At 72.7% G+C, this 14,932-nt stretch carries 11 protein-coding genes and 1 pseudogene; 6 read left to right on the plus strand and 6 right to left on the minus strand.

The annotated features are described in order from the left end of the window. Positions 1–400 precede the first annotated feature (400 nt). Both Q0994_RS01590 and Q0994_RS01595 read left to right on the plus strand, forming a co-directional pair. A complete protein-coding gene (locus Q0994_RS01590) occupies positions 401–850 on the plus strand; it encodes a peptidoglycan-binding protein (RefSeq protein ID WP_299527832.1) in 450 nt (149 codons plus the stop codon). 312 nt (positions 851–1,162) lie between these two features. Further along, positions 1,163–1,465: a hypothetical protein gene (locus Q0994_RS01595; RefSeq protein ID WP_299527834.1), complete on the plus strand. Its 303-nt coding sequence runs from the start codon at positions 1,163–1,165 to the stop codon at positions 1,463–1,465. Positions 1,466–1,734: 269 nt separating this feature from the next. Here the strand turns inward: Q0994_RS01595 and Q0994_RS01600 are convergent. Next, positions 1,735–2,997 (minus strand): annotated as a pseudogene (locus Q0994_RS01600) (DUF445 domain-containing protein); the annotation flags it as partial. Positions 2,998–3,776: 779 nt separating this feature from the next. On the opposite strand from Q0994_RS01600, the gene Q0994_RS01605 reads away from it, so the two are divergent. After that, positions 3,777–5,039 (plus strand): SGNH/GDSL hydrolase family protein, encoded by a 1,263-nt coding sequence (locus Q0994_RS01605; protein WP_299527836.1) that lies wholly within the window; start codon positions 3,777–3,779, stop codon positions 5,037–5,039. A gap of 53 nt (positions 5,040–5,092) precedes the next feature. Continuing rightward, entirely contained in the window at positions 5,093–5,530 is a 438-nt protein-coding gene (locus Q0994_RS01610) for a glutaredoxin domain-containing protein (RefSeq protein ID WP_299527838.1), read from the plus strand. A gap of 116 nt (positions 5,531–5,646) precedes the next feature. Here the strand turns inward: Q0994_RS01610 and Q0994_RS01615 are convergent, their stop codons facing one another. Then, on the minus strand, positions 5,647–6,294 hold the full coding sequence (locus Q0994_RS01615) for a DUF1707 domain-containing protein (protein WP_299528137.1): 648 nt from the start codon (positions 6,292–6,294) through the stop codon (positions 5,647–5,649). 318 nt (positions 6,295–6,612) lie between these two features. Between Q0994_RS01615 and Q0994_RS01620 the strand changes: the two genes are divergently transcribed. Beyond that, complete coding sequence (locus Q0994_RS01620) at positions 6,613–7,818, plus strand: oxygenase MpaB family protein (RefSeq protein WP_299527840.1); 1,206 nt, start codon at positions 6,613–6,615, stop codon at positions 7,816–7,818. 174 nt (positions 7,819–7,992) lie between these two features. Here the strand turns inward: Q0994_RS01620 and Q0994_RS01625 are convergent, their stop codons facing one another. The 4 genes from Q0994_RS01625 to Q0994_RS01640 form a co-directional block, all read right to left on the minus strand. Then, positions 7,993–9,159, minus strand: coding sequence for a TetR/AcrR family transcriptional regulator (locus Q0994_RS01625; protein ID WP_299527842.1), 1,167 nt, complete (start codon positions 9,157–9,159; stop codon positions 7,993–7,995). A gap of 245 nt (positions 9,160–9,404) precedes the next feature. After that, positions 9,405–10,448, minus strand: coding sequence for an ATP-binding cassette domain-containing protein (locus Q0994_RS01630; RefSeq protein WP_299527844.1), 1,044 nt, complete (start codon positions 10,446–10,448; stop codon positions 9,405–9,407). A gap of 73 nt (positions 10,449–10,521) precedes the next feature. After that, entirely contained in the window at positions 10,522–11,424 is a 903-nt protein-coding gene (locus tag Q0994_RS01635) for an ABC transporter permease (protein WP_299527846.1), read from the minus strand. Next, positions 11,417–12,217, minus strand: a complete 801-nt coding sequence (locus Q0994_RS01640; RefSeq protein ID WP_299527848.1) for an ABC-2 family transporter protein — start codon at positions 12,215–12,217, stop codon at positions 11,417–11,419. The genes Q0994_RS01635 and Q0994_RS01640 overlap by 8 nt, the downstream gene beginning before the upstream one ends. Positions 12,218–12,424: 207 nt before the next feature. On the opposite strand from Q0994_RS01640, the gene Q0994_RS01645 reads away from it, so the two are divergent. Further along, on the plus strand, positions 12,425–14,875 hold the full coding sequence (locus tag Q0994_RS01645) for a transglycosylase domain-containing protein (protein WP_299527850.1): 2,451 nt from the start codon (positions 12,425–12,427) through the stop codon (positions 14,873–14,875). Positions 14,876–14,932 lie beyond the last annotated feature (57 nt).

The following is a 14,932-nucleotide window of genomic DNA, read 5'->3' on the forward strand; positions in this document are numbered from 1 at the left end:
TCCGGTGCGTCATTCGGCGCGATCCGGGGCATCGTCCGGCACGGGCCGGGGCATCGTCCGGCGCGATCCGGGGCATCGTCCGGCACGGTCCGGGGCGACCCGCAAGCCGGAGGGAGTACGGCAGCCAGTTGCGGTGGCCGGGACAGCACGTCAGCCAAAAGTGGAACTCGTGGCGCCGGTTGGTGATCTCCCCCGCAGGAGGGAGAGTGCGCGGCGCGCAGGACGGGGCGTTCGTGATCCATTCCGCGTCCCGCGCTTCATTCGCGCCGGTCACACGCCCTGCCGAAGTCAGGCATTCGGCCTTACGTTCGTAGTACGCCCCGGCGCTCCATCGAGGAGTGGCGGGGCTTGCGGACTCGACAAGCGGAGTCCGCCGTACGACCGAACCGGAGGTTTCGTCATGGCCCTCACCGTCACCGCGTTCCGCCGCACCACCCCGTCGCGTACGCCGCTGGGGCATCGCATGGCCGCGTTCGCCGGCGCCGCCGCGCTGGCCGTCGCCACGCTCGGGGTAGCCGCGCCGGGTTCGGCCTCCGCCGCCATAACGCCTTCGCAGGAGACCGCTTCCGCCGCCGCACCCGGCGGCTGTGCCTACGCCTCCTCGTCGAACCGGCCGACCCTCAAGCGGGGCAGTACCGGCGCGGCGGTCAAGCAGGCGCAGTGCCTGAGCAACGTGTGGGGCGGAGTGCCGAAGCTCGCGGTCGACGGGCAGTTCGGGGCGAAGACGCAAACCAAGATCAAGTGGATCCAGGGATGCCACGGCCTGGTGAAGGACGGCGTAATCGGCCCGAAGACGTGGAACGCCCTCTACTACCCCGTCCCGGACTGCTACGACCCGTATCCGGGCTGAGCGGTGCCGTCCCGCCCCGGTGACGGATCCATGGAAGGGCCTCCGTCACCGGGGCGCTGGGTGGCCGGGGCGTAGAGGTCCGCCCGGCGCTGGGGGTGCGTGGGGCGGGAGCCGATGCCCGCCGCCGGGGGGAGGACGAGAGCGGGAAGCGAATCGGGCGCCTGCGGAGCCACGGGAGGCGGGGGCGCGGCCAGGGAGGGAGCCGGACGTCGGGGCGGTTTGCGGGGCGTCCTGCGGGGCGCGTTAGCCTCGAAAGGCCCGCAGACACCCTTGGACGCGGGCCTGGAGACGACGAAAGCGAAGGTGCCTGCGATGGCGAACGTTCCGGCAGCGGCAGTGGCGGCGAGCGGACTCGTCGGCGGTTACGGGGTCGCGCGGTGGACCAAGAAGCGCCCGCTCGGAGGCGTCGCCCTGGCTGCCGCCGGGACGCTCGCCGCGTACGAGTGGAACCGACGGGCGGGCGCCCGCGCCGCGACCGGCCTGACCGTCGCGTACGTGGCGGCCTTCGCCGGTTCGCACCCGCTCGCCAAGAAGATCGGCGCCTGGCCGTCCGTCTTCACCGTCGCGGGCGGCGTCGCACTCGCTTCCTGGGCCGTCACCCGCCGCGCGGCCTGACCCCGGACCGCCCGCCCGGACCGCCCGCCCGGACCCGCGCCCGGATCTGCACCCGGTCCCCGCCCGGCCCCGTCACGCGCGAGGCCCGGAAGCAGCACTGCTGCTTCCGGGCCTCGGCGTCACCCATGGGCCTCCCTCACCCACGGGCCGCCCCGGCACACGGGCCGCTCTCGCACACGGGCCACCGCGGCCCACAGGCCAACAACCGCGCCCGCTCAGCCCCGCGTTCACCCGCTCACGAACGCCCGTTCACGACCGCCCACCGCCGCTCAGCCCCCCAGCGCCTTCGACACGGTATGGATCGCGAGGCCCGCCAAGGCTCCGACCACTGTGCCGTTGATCCGGATGAACTGCAGATCACGGCCGATGTGGGCCTCGATCTTCTTCGACGTCTGGTCGGCGTCCCAGCCGGCCACGGTGTCGCTGATCAGCGAGGTGATCTCGCCGCGGTAGGTGGTCACCACGTACACCGCCGCGTCCTCCAACCAGCCCTCCAGCTTCCCCTGGAGCCGCTCGTCCGTCGCCAGCCGCGAGCCGAGCGCGATCAGCGAGGCGCGCGCCCGCAGCCGAAGTTCGCTGCGCTCGTCCTCGGCTGCCCCGAGGATCATCGTGCGCACGGAAGCCCACGCGGACGCGATGACGTCCTGGACCTCACCGCGCCCCAGGATGTCCGCCTTCAGCCGCTCCACCCGCGCCCGGGTGTCCGGGTCCGTCTGGAGGTCCGCGGCGAAGTCGGCGAGGAAGGTGTCGATCGAGTCGCGCGCCGGATGACCCGGCATGTCCCGCATCTCCGTGACGAAGCGGAGCAGCTCCTTGTAGACCCGCTCCCCCACCCGCTTGTCCACGAACCGCGGGGTCCAGCCCGGTGCGCCGCCCTGCACCGCGTCCATGACCGCGTCGCCGTGCAGCACCAACCAGTCGTGGGCGCGGACGCAGACGAGATCCACGACCTTGCGGTGGCCGCCGTCGGCCACCACCCGCTCCAGCATCTTGCCGAGACCGGGGCCGACCTCCACCGTGTTCGCCCGCCGGGTGATGGCCTCTCCGACGATCGCCTGCACATCGGCGTCCCGCAGGACGGTCAGCGCCCCGCGCAGCGCGGTCGCCAGCTCGGCGGTGACCCGGTCCGCGTGTTCCGGCTCCGCGAGCCACGCTCCGAGCCGCCGGCCGACCCCGAGGGAGGGAATCCGGTCACGAACGACCCCTTCGGAGAGGAAGTTCTCGCCCACGAAGGAACCGAGAGAGGCCCCCAGTTGATCCTTCTTGGTGGGGATGATGGCCGTGTGGGGGATGGGGAGGCCGAGCGGACGCCGGAACAGCGCCGTGACGGCGAACCAGTCCGCCAGCGCGCCCACCATTCCCGCTTCGGCGGCCGCCGCGACGTAGCCCGGCCAGCCGCTCACCCCCGCGTTCTCCGCCCAGGTGGCGAGGACGTACACGACCGCGACGAGCAGGAGGAGACCGGTGGCGGTGGTCTTCATGCGGCGCACCCCGCGCCGCTTCTCCTCATCGGCGGCGGTGTACGCGAACGAGTCCCGGACCGCGCTCCGGGGCCGTCCCGGACCTCCCGCCGGCCCACCAGGACCGCCGGGGCCACCAGGCCCACCAGGACCGCCGGGGCCACCAGGGCCGGCGAGACCACCAGGACCGCCGGGACCGGTAAGCCCAGCAGGGTCACGTACCGTACGGTCCGCAGCCGTACGACCGGCACCACCCGCGCCGCCGGCACCACTGACCGGGCCGACACCACCGGCACCGCCGCTTCCGCCCGTCGTGTCCCCCGACGCCCCTGACCCACCGACCCCGTCGGCAGCGTCCGGGTCACCCGACGCGACGCCGTAGCCTCTACGCTTCGAGGACCCGGTCCCCGACCCGTCGGGTTCCACGGCCCCCGGCTCCGCAAAGCCCGACGCACGGGGTCCGGACTCAGGGACTCCGTTCCCGCCGGCCTCCAGCGCTCCGGGCTCCGGCGTACCGGCCCCCGGAGTCCCCGGAGCTTTCGGAGCCCCCGAAGCTCCCGAAACGTCCGAGGCACCCGGAGCGTCCGGCCCCGCACTCTCCGGCACCGACCCGCTCATCCGCTCCGGGCCGTCACCCCGCGCGACACCGTCGTCCCGCGCGGCGTCACCGCCCCGCTGCCCGCTGTCCCGCTCTTCCGGTCCGGTCCGTTCCATCGCTCCACCCGTCCGCGCACGCGTTCGCCATGCCGTACGCATTGTGCCCACCTGAAGTACTCCCAGCCCGCACGACGAGTTCCCGCGGCACGGCGCATCATGGGATGAGCCGAACATCAAGAGGAGACACACCGCTCATGTCCACCAGGCGCCAGGGATATTCCCTGCTCATCGCCCTTGTGGCGGTCACCGCCGTGCTCGCCGCTGCCCTCGCCACGGGCACCGCGCTGTTCACCGACGGAGCCGGGAAGGACACGGCCGGTGATCCGAAGGGCGGCCACACCAGCCGGGGCCCCGCCGCACGGGCCGCCGCGGCCGGCCACTGGAACACGACCTGGGCCGGGTCCCCCACCCGTCCCGAGCCGAGCACGGTACCCTCGGCCCGGCCCGACGCCCTGACCCCGCAGGCGACCACGGTGCGCAACGTCGTGCACACCAGTATCGGCGGCCGGGCGGCACGGATCACGCTCTCCAACCTGTTCGGCAAGACCCCGCTGGTCGTGGACCGGGCCACCGTGGAGCGGCAGCCCGTACGGTTCGGGGGCCGCAGCGCCGTCACCGTCCCCGTGGGCCGGCAGACGGTCAGTGACGCCGTGGACGTCACCGTCCCGGCCGACGCCGACCTCACGGTGACCGTGCACACCCCCGGCGGCGGCGGTCCGGTCACCTTCCACCCCCAGGCGGGCCAGACCTCGTACGTCACCGACGGCCACGGCACCCACGCTTCCACGGCCTGGCGCTACCTGACGTCGGTGGAGGTCTTCAGCACCACGGCCACCGGCACCGTCGTCACGTTCGGCGACTCGCTCACCGCCGGCAGCGGCTCGACGGTGGACGCCGAGAGCGGTTGGCCCGACGTGCTCTCCGACCGGCTGGGCGGCACCTACGCGGTCGCCAACCAGGGCATACCCGGCAACCGCCTCCTCCTGGAGACCATCGGCAGCCAGAGCGGTCTGCTCCGCTTCGACCGCGACGTACTGGGCGTCGCGGGGGTGAAGACGGTGATCATCTCGCTCGGCATCAACGACGTGCAGAACCAGCCGAGCGGCACGGACCCGCAACTCCTGATCGACGGACTGCGTACGCTCGCCGAACGCGCCCGCGCCCACGGCCTGCGGGTCGTCGGGGCGACCCTGACGCCGTTCGGCGGCCGGCCCAGCTGGACGCCGCAACGCGAGGCGACCCGCCGGACCGTCAACACGGCCATCCGCACGGGTCACCTCTTCGACGCCTACGTCGACTTCGACCGGGTGGTCCGCGACCCGTACGCACCCGCCCGGATCCTGCCAGACTACGACTGCGGCGACCACCTGCACTTCAACGACGCCGGATACCGCGCCCTCGGCCACAGCATCGACGTGAGGGCCGTCACCGACAGGGCGGCGAAGGGCGCCCTCTGACGCCGTCGCCCGCCCCTGGGCCCGGCGGGACTCCTGCACTAGCCTGCGTTCCCATGACACGCGCCTGGATCATGCCGACCCTGTTCGCGGCCTGTGCCCTGCTCGGGGGGAGCTCGCTGATCCGCAGGGACGTACCCGTCGGCGCCGCGGTACTGGCGCTGTTCTTCCTCTTCTTCGCCTGGCTGAACTCACCGCTGGCGTTCCCCCGCCCACTCACCGCGGCGGAGGCGCAGCGCCGCAGTGCGGACGACGGACGGCCGATCGTCTACTGGCGTCCGGGCTGCACCTACTGCATGCGCCTGCGGATGCGACTGGGCCGCCGGGGCCGGCGGGCCCACTGGGTCGACATCTGGCGCGATCCGGCCGCCGCCGCGGTGGTCCGTGCGGCCAACGACGGCAACGAGACCGTGCCGACCGTCTTCGTGGCCGGCCGGCCCCACGTCAACCCCGACCCCGCCTGGGTCCGCGACCGGCTGACCCCGACCGCCTGACCCGGCGCGCCCCGTACCGACCCGGCGCGCCCCGTACCGCCCGGCCCGCCCGGCCCGCCCCGCTCCGCGCCCGCACGCACGCACGGGCCGACGCGCCCCGCACGCCCCGCCCCGCCTCACCCGCCCGTGATCCGCCCCTGCTCGTCCCCGCGGGTCGCCTCCTTGCGCCGCTGGCGTTCCGCCTTGCTCCACTTGCGGTCGACGCCCACGCCACCGAGCAGGGCGAGGCCGGTGACGCGGACCCTGGGCGCGTCCGGGGCGGGTTCCGCCTCGTCCTTCGTCCGCTGGTCGAAGCCGCCCAGCAGGCCGATGCCGTTGACCACGAGGTGCACGTCCGGCGGGACCACCACTCCGATGCCGCCCATGACGGTGACGCAGCGGATCACCGTCTCGCGCCCCTCGAACCGCGCCTCGCGCAGGTCGACCTCTCCACCGCCCCACATGGCGAAGCAGGTGAACCGAGGGCCGATCGTCCAGCGGCCCTTGCGGCTGAACCCGCCCCAGAACGCGAACCCGCCCGTGGAGGTGGCCGTGCCGCCGATCCGTTCGGACCATTTCGTGGTCGCCGTCGGCTTCCGCAGGTCGGTCAACACCTCCCCGGAGGCGGGGAGATCACGTACCAGCGGCGTCAACTCCGCACGGGTGCGCGCCTTGTAGGTGGCGTCGAGGCGTTGCTCGAACTCCTCCATGTCCAGTCGCCCTTCGGCGACCGCGTCACGCAGGATCTCGGCCACCCGCTCCCGCTCGACGTCGGAAGCACGCATCTCCGGGAGTTCACTCGTCATGCCAACCACCCTAGGCAATCGGGGGAGTTACCGCATCGGCGCACCGCCGGAAGGCCCTCGCCCCGTGCGACCGGCCCCGGAACGCCACTGGGCGGGTCCGCAGCCGACGCGCCGCCGGGGCGTCCCCGCAGGGAGGCGTGATCGGCGTCCGTCACCACCATTGCCGACGGTTGCGCGGGTCGCTATGTTAACTGGGAATCACATAGCTAGGCAGGTTCCGAAACGTGGTGGTCACGTAACTGGCAAGCCAGAAACGGGCTGAGCGCCGTCTGGTCCAGCAGGGAAGTGGAGAAGTAAATGACGAATCTCGACAGGCGCAGGGCCCTGTCCCTCGGTGCCGCCCTCGGCCTCGTCGGCGTGGCGGCTCCGTCCAAGGCCTGGGCGTGGGCGGCCACGGACTCGGTCGCCGGGACCGGGACGGCTGCCGACCCGGAGTACCTCTGGGACAGCGCGACGGATCCGCTGATGGTCTCGCTGCTGGAGAACGGCAAGGTCCCCGCGGTGAACACCGCGATGGCGGGATGGGTCGACAACCGCGACGCACTGCCCAGTGCCTTCCCGGCCGAGCTCAGGGCGCACCTGGAGAAGTACAACAAGCTGCCTTCCTGGGCCGACCCCGTCAAGCTCGCCCGCGCGGCCGACTTCAACCGGCGCAAGGACACCTACCTCTTCATGCTGTACGGCCTGGGCAGCGGGATCATGAGCACCGTGATCCCGCGCGAGGCCCGGAGCGTCTACTGGTCCGTGGGCGGCGCCGACATGAAGGACCGGGCGGCCAAGACGTTCACCTTCGGCTACGACCTGTCCCAGCTGGACGCCTTCGCACCGAGCGGGCAGTTCATCGTCACCGCCAACAAGACGCGCCTGGTGCACGCGGCCGTCCGGCACCTGCTGCCGCAGTCGCCGCACTGGAAGGCCGGCGCAGACCAGGCCATCCCGATCAGCGTCGCCGACATCCTGGTCACCTTCCACAGCCTGGGCACCTTCGTGCACAAGAAGCTGGTCGACTGGAAGATCCCCATGTCGAAGGCGGACGAGGAGGCGTTCCTGCACTCCTGGCAGGTCGCCATCCACCTCCTCGGCGTGCCGGCCGAGTACATCCCGCAGACCTGGGCCGCCGCCGACGCCCAGTCGGCGCAGGTGCTCACCCCGATCCTCGCCCCGACCCCCGAGGGCCTCGACCTGGCCGAGGTGCTGCTCGGACTCACCGCCGAGATCGACCTCGGCGTCACCCGCGGCTTCCTCAACGAGTTCGTGCGCTACGCCCTCAGCGACCAGGTCGGCGACTGGCTGGGACTGCGCCGCGACTACGCGGCGGCGGCCCTGGTCCGCACCGTGTGGCCGGCCTTCATCCTGTTCCGCGAAGGGCTGTCACCGATCGCGCCCACCGCCTTCTACGTGTTCGACCAGTTCCTGCGCGGCGTGGCCATGGCGTTCCTCAACAAGGGCTCCTCCACGACCACCACCGCGATCACCATCCCCACCGGAAACCGGCCCGGCTGAGCCACCGGCACCCTGACGGCAGCCCGCTCCCCGGCCCACGCGCCGGGCGGCGGGCTGCCGCGCGGGCCGGCACCCGACGAGCCGGCCCCGCCCCACCGCATCGGCCCCCGCCTCGGCCCCGTACACCGCGGCGCCCCGGCGCTTCCCCGGCCGACCGCCCGGCGCGCACCCCGCTCAGACGCCCAGCGCCCCCAGGACCAGCGCGGTCACCGCGTCGCGGTGGGCCGGCCCGTCACGCCACTTCAGGGCACGTCCGGCCTCGACCGCGACACCGAACCCGGCGTGCACCAGCGTCCGCGCCTGTCGCGGATCCAACTCCGGACGCGCGCGCCGCAGTTGCTGCTCCCACACCGCGATGTGCTCCCGCTGCGCGAGGGCCAGGGAGCGGCGGATGTCGTCCGGCAGCCCGGCCAGCTCCGCCTCGGCGACGCTGTTGAGCGCGGTGTACTCGAAGCAGTAGGCCACGTACATCGACGCCAGCGTGACGAGGGCGTCTTCCGGGCCGGCGGCCACCGCGCGCAAGCTCTGCTCCACCGCCCGCGACATCAGGCCCGCCGCCTGGAGGCAGGCCGCCGCGAGGATGTCGGCCTTGCCGGGGTAGTGGCGGTAGAGCGCGGACGGGGCCAGCCCGACCGCCTCCGCGATCTGTCCGTTGGTGACGCTGGCGAACCCGTCCCGTGCGAAGAGCGGGATGGCCGCCGCGAGGATCTCCGCGCGCCGGGTGCGCGGCGCCTGCTGGGCGGGCAGCTCGACTGGGCGCGCCCCCCGCCGCACCGCGGCGGGATCGGTCGCCGCCACCCGCAGGGCCGCCGCCGACAGCAGTTCTTCCGCACGCCGTTGGGCGATCGAGGTGTGGTGCATCGCGATGGACCCGACGGCGCCGAGCGCCGCCGCCGCCCGCAGCCGCTCGTCGGGCAGCGCGTACGCCCGCTGGACCGCCTCGTCCACCCGCCCGACCACGTGCCCGAACTTCGCCCGGAGCAGCCGGCGGTCCTCCCGGTGGAGGTAGCGGGCCTCCCAGCGGTACACGCCGCCCGAGGCCCGGTGCACGACGCTCACCCGCGTCACGGCGGCCAGCACGTCCGTCAGCTCCGCCCCCGGCGGCACCCCGTCCACCGCCACCACGAGGCGCTCCGCCATGAGGTCGGCGCACTCGGCGAACAGGGCGTACTTGTTCGGGAAGTGGCGGTAGAGGGCGGCCGCGGTGATGCCCACGCCGGCGGCTATCTGCTCCATGGACGCCGCGTGGTAGCCGCGCTCGCTGAAGACCCGGCCCGCCGCCCCGACGATGAGCTGCTTGCGGTTCCTGGGCCGCGTGGCCGCGGCCGGTTCGGCGGTCACGGCCGACCGGTCGGATGCGGGGACGACGAGGCCATGCGCATCAGTCAATCACACGTCACGGACACACTCCGGGCCCTTCCCGGGCGGACCCCCGCGGCCCCGGCCCGCAGGACACCCCGCCGGTCACGGCCCCGCGCCGCCGCCCTCGTGGACGGGCCTTCCCGGACCACGAGTGCCCCTCGCGGGCCTCCCGACGGACGCCCCGCACGCCTTCCCCGACCATCGCCCCGCCCCCTCAGCGGCCACTACCCCGTGCCGTCCGCCGCGTACATCTTCGCGATCACCGTCTCGATGTCGGGCTCCCGCACCGAGAGATCCATCAGCGGATACCCGGCGGCGATCCGGGCGACCAGCGGGGCGGCCGACGCCGAGGCCGGGAAGGAGAGCCACTGGCGCGGGCCGGACACCTTCGTCACCCGCACCCCCGGCTCCCCCGCCAGCTCGATCGCCGGCAGCTCACGCTCCAGGTCCACCACCAGCGTCCGCTCGCTGCCCCCGATGCCATGGAGGCCGGCGAGCGAACCGTCGTACACCAGACGCCCGTGGTCGATCACCATCACACGCTCGCAGAGCTGCTCGATGTCGGTGAGGTCGTGCGTGGTCAGCAGCACCGTCGTGCCCCGCTCCGCGTTCAGCTCCCGCAGGAACCCGCGGACCTTCGCCTTGGAGACCACGTCGAGCCCGATCGTCGGCTCGTCCAGGTACAGCACCTCGGGATCGTGCAGCAGCGCCGCCGCGATGTCGCCCCGCATCCGCTGCCCCAACGACAGCTGTCGCACCGGAGTGTCCAACAGGTCCCCCAGTTGGAGGAGTTCGACGCAGCGCTCCAGGTTCTCCCGGTACCGGGCGTCGGGGATGCGGTACATGCGGTGCACCAGCCGGTACGAGTCCCGCAGCGGCAGGTCCCACCACAAGGAGGTGCGCTGCCCGAACACCACGCCGATCCGGAGCGCGAGCTTCGTGCGCTCCCGCGAGGGATCCACCCCGGCGACCCGGATCCGGCCGCCGCTCGGGGTGAGGATGCCCGTCAGCATCTTGATCGTGGTCGACTTGCCCGCCCCGTTGGGGCCGATGTAGCCGACCATCTCGCCGCGCGGCACCCGGAAGCTGATCCCGTCGACCGCCCGCACCTCCCGCCTCTCCCGCCGCAGGAACCCCGTACGCCGACGCACGTCGAAGACCTTCTCGACCCCCTCCAGCTCGATGAACGCAGGCTCCCCGCCGCCCACCGGCCCGGACACCGCCGCCCTCGCCGCCGCACCCCGTCCACCCGATCCGGCCTCCGTCATACCGATCCCTTCCCTCGCACCCGTCCCGAACGACCACCCGCAGCTCCCCCCACACCCACTTCACCCACCGCCCTCAACTCCCCGTACTCCGGTACGCCCGCAGCCCCGCCCGCCAGGCCAGCCCCGCGAGCAGCCAGCAGACGCCCGCCACCACCGGCCCGAGGAACGCCGCCCACCACGGCAGCGCCAGCGGATAGTCGCGCCCGAGCACGTACAGCGACGGCAACCAGCTCACGAACGCCAGCGGCACCACGAACGTCACCCCGCGCACCAGCTCCTTCGCGAAGATCGACGGCGGATACTGCAACAGCGTCGTCCCCCCGTACGTCACCGAGTTCTGCACCTGCGCCGCGTCCTGCGCGAAGAACTGGAACGCCGCGCCCGCCACGAACACCGCCCCGAAGACCCCCGCACCGCTCACCACCGCGAGCGGCACCATCAACACCCTGTCCGGCGTCCACACCACGTCCACCGTCACCAACGCGTACCCCAGCACCAGCAGCCCCTGGACGATCCGGCCGAGCCGCCGCAACGCGAAACGGTCCGCCGCCACCTGCGCCAGCACCGGGACCGGCCGCACCAGCAAGGTGTCCAGCGTCCCGTCGCGCACCCGGCTGCCGAGCCGCTCCATCGACCCCAGCAGCAGATCGGCGAGCCCGAACGCGGTCGCCGCCATCCCGTACAGCAGCGCGATCTCCGGCAGCGCGTAGCCGCCCAACGCGTCCACGTGCGAGAACATCAGCACGATCGTCACGAAGTCGAACGCGGTGGCCAGGAAGTTCCCCAGCGTCGTCATCACGAACGAGGCCCGGTACGCCATCGTCGACCGCAGCCACATCGCCACGATCAGCCCGTACGCCCGCACCCCCTCCAGCAGCCCCGACCGCTCCGCGCCGCCGCGGCCGTCCGCCCGCCAGTGGTGCGCCGCGCCCTCGGACACCCCCGCCCCGCCCGCGGGAGCCGACGTCTCAACCACCCTGGACCACCACCCTCCTCGTCGCCACCGACTGCGCCGACCGCCCCGCCAGCAGCAGCACCACCGCCCAGCCCGCCTGGAACGCGTACGCCTCCAGCAGCCCCCACCCGGTGTGCCTGCCGAGCAGCACATCGGCCGGGACCTGTAGCAGCGAGGACCAGGGCAGCGCCCGCGCCACCTCGCCGAGCGCCCCCGGGAACAGGTTCAGCGGCAGCAGCATCCCCGAGAAGAACAGCCCGGCCAGGAACGCCATCTGCATCGCGCCCGCCCCGTCCATCAGCCAGAACGCGGACAGCGCCACCAGGAACCGGATCGCGAAACTCACCACCACGCCGAGCGTCACCGAGACCAGGAACGCCAGCCACGTCCACGGGGAGGACGGCAGCGCCAGATCGAAGGCCAGCGCCCCGATCCCCATCGGCACGACCCCCCGCCCCAGCAGATGGAACAGCGCCCGCCCCAGATCACCCGCCAGCCACCACAGCTGCAGATCCGCAGGCCGGTACAGGTCGATCGCGACGTCCCCCGACCGGATCCGCTCGATCAGCTCGTCCTCGAAACCGCCGCCCATCATCGAACACGTCATCAGCAGCGCCTGGCCCAGCCACACGAACGTCAGCGCCTGCGCGGTGTCGTACCCCCCGAGATCCGGCCGCTCCCGCCACAGAGCCGTGTAGGTGAAGGCGATGATGAAGCCGAAGACCGTGTTGGTGAACATCCCCGCCAGCGTCGCCATCCGGTACGTGGCATGGCGCCGGAACCCGCCCGCCGCCACCACGGCATACACCCGCACGTCTCCCCCTCGGATCCGACCGCTCCACCCCGCCCGCGCACCCGGCGCCCGGACGCGCCCCGGCCGCCACCCGGCCCCGGCACCAAAGCGCACGACATTAGTGCACCGGTACGAGCGCCGCGACGGGTTATCCGAGATGTTCCGGGGTTATCAGACCCAAAAGTGCACTATGGGACGACTGACCGCGGCCGAGGAGTCTGCACCGATATGAGCGACGAGCCACCGGGCTGGGCCCCCAGGGACCGCGACGGCGCAGGAAAACCCCCCGGTCACGAGGGCGGGAACGAGCACGCCGCCCCCGACGGCACCACCACTCCCGACACCGACCCCACCACGGAGGACGGAGGCGCGGGGGGCGCGCACAGCCTGAAGGGGCGCGGAAAACGCCCCCGAAGGAAGGGCTGGCGCCGCCTGATCCCCACCTGGCGGATGCTCCTGGGAACCGTCCTGCTGATCGCGCTCCTCCTCGCCGGCGGCTTCCTCCTCGGCTACCGCCTCGTGGACATCCCCGCCGCCAACAGCAGCGCCCTCGCCCAGTCCAACGTCTACCTCTACGAGGACGGCACCGTCATCGCCCGCGACGGCGAGGTCAACCGCGAGAACGTCACCCTCGACCAAGTCCCCCTGACGGTCCGGCACACCGTCCTCGCCGCCGAGGACCGCAACTTCTACTCCGAACGCGCCGTCGACATCGGCGCGATGGTCCGCGCCGCCTGGAACACCGTCACCGGCAAGGGCAAGCAGGGCGGATCCACCATCACCCAGCAGTACGTCAAGAACTACTACCTCGGCCAGGAACAGACCGTCGTCCGCAAGGCCAAGGAGTTCTTCATCGCGATCAAGCTGGACCGCGAGCAGAGCAAGGACGAGATCTTCGAGGGCTACCTCAACACCAGCTACTTCGGCCGCAACGCCTACGGCATCCAGGCCGCCGCCCAGGCCTACTACGGCAAGGACGCCAAGGACCTCACCATCGCCGAGGGCGCCTACCTCGCCTCCCTGCTCAACGCCCCCAGCGCCTACGACGTCGTCGCCCACCCCGACAACAAGCCCGCCGCCGTCGCCCGCTGGAACTACGTCCTCGACGGCATGGTCAAGGAGAAGTGGATGAGCGCCTCCGAACGCGCCCGCACCACCTTCCCCGTACCCGGCAAGGCCAAGACCTCCACCGGCCTGTCCGGCCAGCGCGGCTACCTCGTCAACGCCGTCAAGGACTACCTCACCGCCCACGACGTCGTCGACGAGGAAACCCTCGCCACCGGCGGCCACCGCGTCACCACCACGCTGCAGAAATCCAAGCAGGACGCCTTCGTCGAAGCAGTCGACGAGAACGTCATGTCCAAGACCAGCACCGACCGCCCCGCCGACCGCAACGTCCGCGTCGGCGGCGCCTCCATCGACCCCGCCACCGGCCGCGTCCTCGCCCTCTACGGCGGCATCGACTACACCAAGCAGTACGTCGACAACGCCACCCGCCGCGACTACCAGGTCGGCTCCACCTTCAAGCCGTTCGTCTTCACCTCCGCCGTGGCCAACGGCTCCACCACCCGCGACGGCCGCACCATCACCCCCGACACCGTCTACGACGGCACCAACAAACGGACCGTCCAGGGCCCCGACGGCCCCACCGACTACGCCCCCGCCAACGAGGACGACGTCAGCTACGGCCCCATCACCGTCCGCGAAGCCACCGACAAGTCCGTCAACGCCGTCTACGCGCAGATGGCCGAGGACGTCGGCCCGGCCAAGGTCCGCGCGACCGCGATCGACCTCGGCATCCCGGAAAGCACCCCCGACCTCACCGCCTCCCCCTCCATCGCCCTCGGCCCCGCCACCGCGAGCGTCCTCGACATGGCCGAGGCCTACGCCACCCTCGCCAACCACGGCCGACACGGCACCTACACCCTGGTCTCCGAGATCAGCAAGAACGGCACGAAGATCGACCTGCCCGACCGGGACACCGAACAGGCCGTCCCCCGGGACGCCGCCGACACCACCACCGCCATCCTCCAGAGCGTCGTCGAAGGCGGAACCGGAACCGCCGCCCAAGCCGCAGGACGCCCGGCGGCGGGCAAGACCGGAACCGCCGAAGAGGACAAGGCGGCCTGGTTCGCCGGCTACACCCCCGACCTCGCCACGGTCGTCGCGGTCATGGGCCAGGACCCCGACACCGGAGCCCAGAAACCCCTCTACGGCGCACTCGGCCTGCCACGCATCAACGGCGGCGGCGCCCCCGCCCAGACCTGGGCGGCCTACACCGCCGCCGCCCTCGAAGGCTCCGACGTACAGGACTTCGACCTGGAACTGAAAGAGGGCAGCAACGAACCCGAGGAACCCACCGAAGAGGAACCGGAACCCACCGCATCCGACGGCCCCAGCCGGTCGCCCAGCACCACGCCGAGCACCGCCCCCACCACCGCACCGCCCGCCACCCCGACCACCGCCGCCCCCACGACCGGGGCCGCCACCGGCACCACCGGCGACGGCGGACAGACCGACGGCACCACCGGCGGAGGCGACACCACGGGGGCCGACGGCGGCACCGGCGACGACGCGGGCGGCACGGCCGACGGCGGCACCGACGGCACCACCGGCCAGGGCGCCGACGGCGGCTTCACCGAAGGCGCCCGAGGCCCCAGCCGGCCCCCCTCACGCTGACGCTCCGTCACCCCGGTGCGCCCGCACCCACGACAGGGCGCCGAGCCCCGAACACCG

This window comes from uncultured Streptomyces sp. (genome assembly GCF_947488945.1).
Taxonomy (GTDB): domain Bacteria; phylum Actinomycetota; class Actinomycetes; order Streptomycetales; family Streptomycetaceae; genus Streptomyces.

Excerpts from the sequence above, each read along its gene's own strand:
- Q0994_RS01605 (WP_299527836.1), top strand. The coding sequence starts at position 3,777 with ATGTCCACCAGGCGCCAGGGATATTCCCTGCTCATCGCCCTTGTGGCG.
- Q0994_RS01595 (WP_299527834.1), top strand. The coding sequence starts at position 1,163 with ATGGCGAACGTTCCGGCAGCGGCAGTGGCGGCGAGCGGACTCGTCGGC.
- Q0994_RS01630 (WP_299527844.1), bottom strand. The coding sequence starts at position 10,448 with ATGACGGAGGCCGGATCGGGTGGACGGGGTGCGGCGGCGAGGGCGGCG.
- Q0994_RS01615 (WP_299528137.1), bottom strand. The coding sequence starts at position 6,294 with ATGCGTGCTTCCGACGTCGAGCGGGAGCGGGTGGCCGAGATCCTGCGT.
- Q0994_RS01610 (WP_299527838.1), top strand. The coding sequence starts at position 5,093 with ATGACACGCGCCTGGATCATGCCGACCCTGTTCGCGGCCTGTGCCCTG.
- Q0994_RS01590 (WP_299527832.1), top strand. The coding sequence starts at position 401 with ATGGCCCTCACCGTCACCGCGTTCCGCCGCACCACCCCGTCGCGTACG.
- Q0994_RS01620 (WP_299527840.1), top strand. The coding sequence starts at position 6,613 with ATGACGAATCTCGACAGGCGCAGGGCCCTGTCCCTCGGTGCCGCCCTC.
- Q0994_RS01645 (WP_299527850.1), top strand. The coding sequence starts at position 12,425 with ATGAGCGACGAGCCACCGGGCTGGGCCCCCAGGGACCGCGACGGCGCA.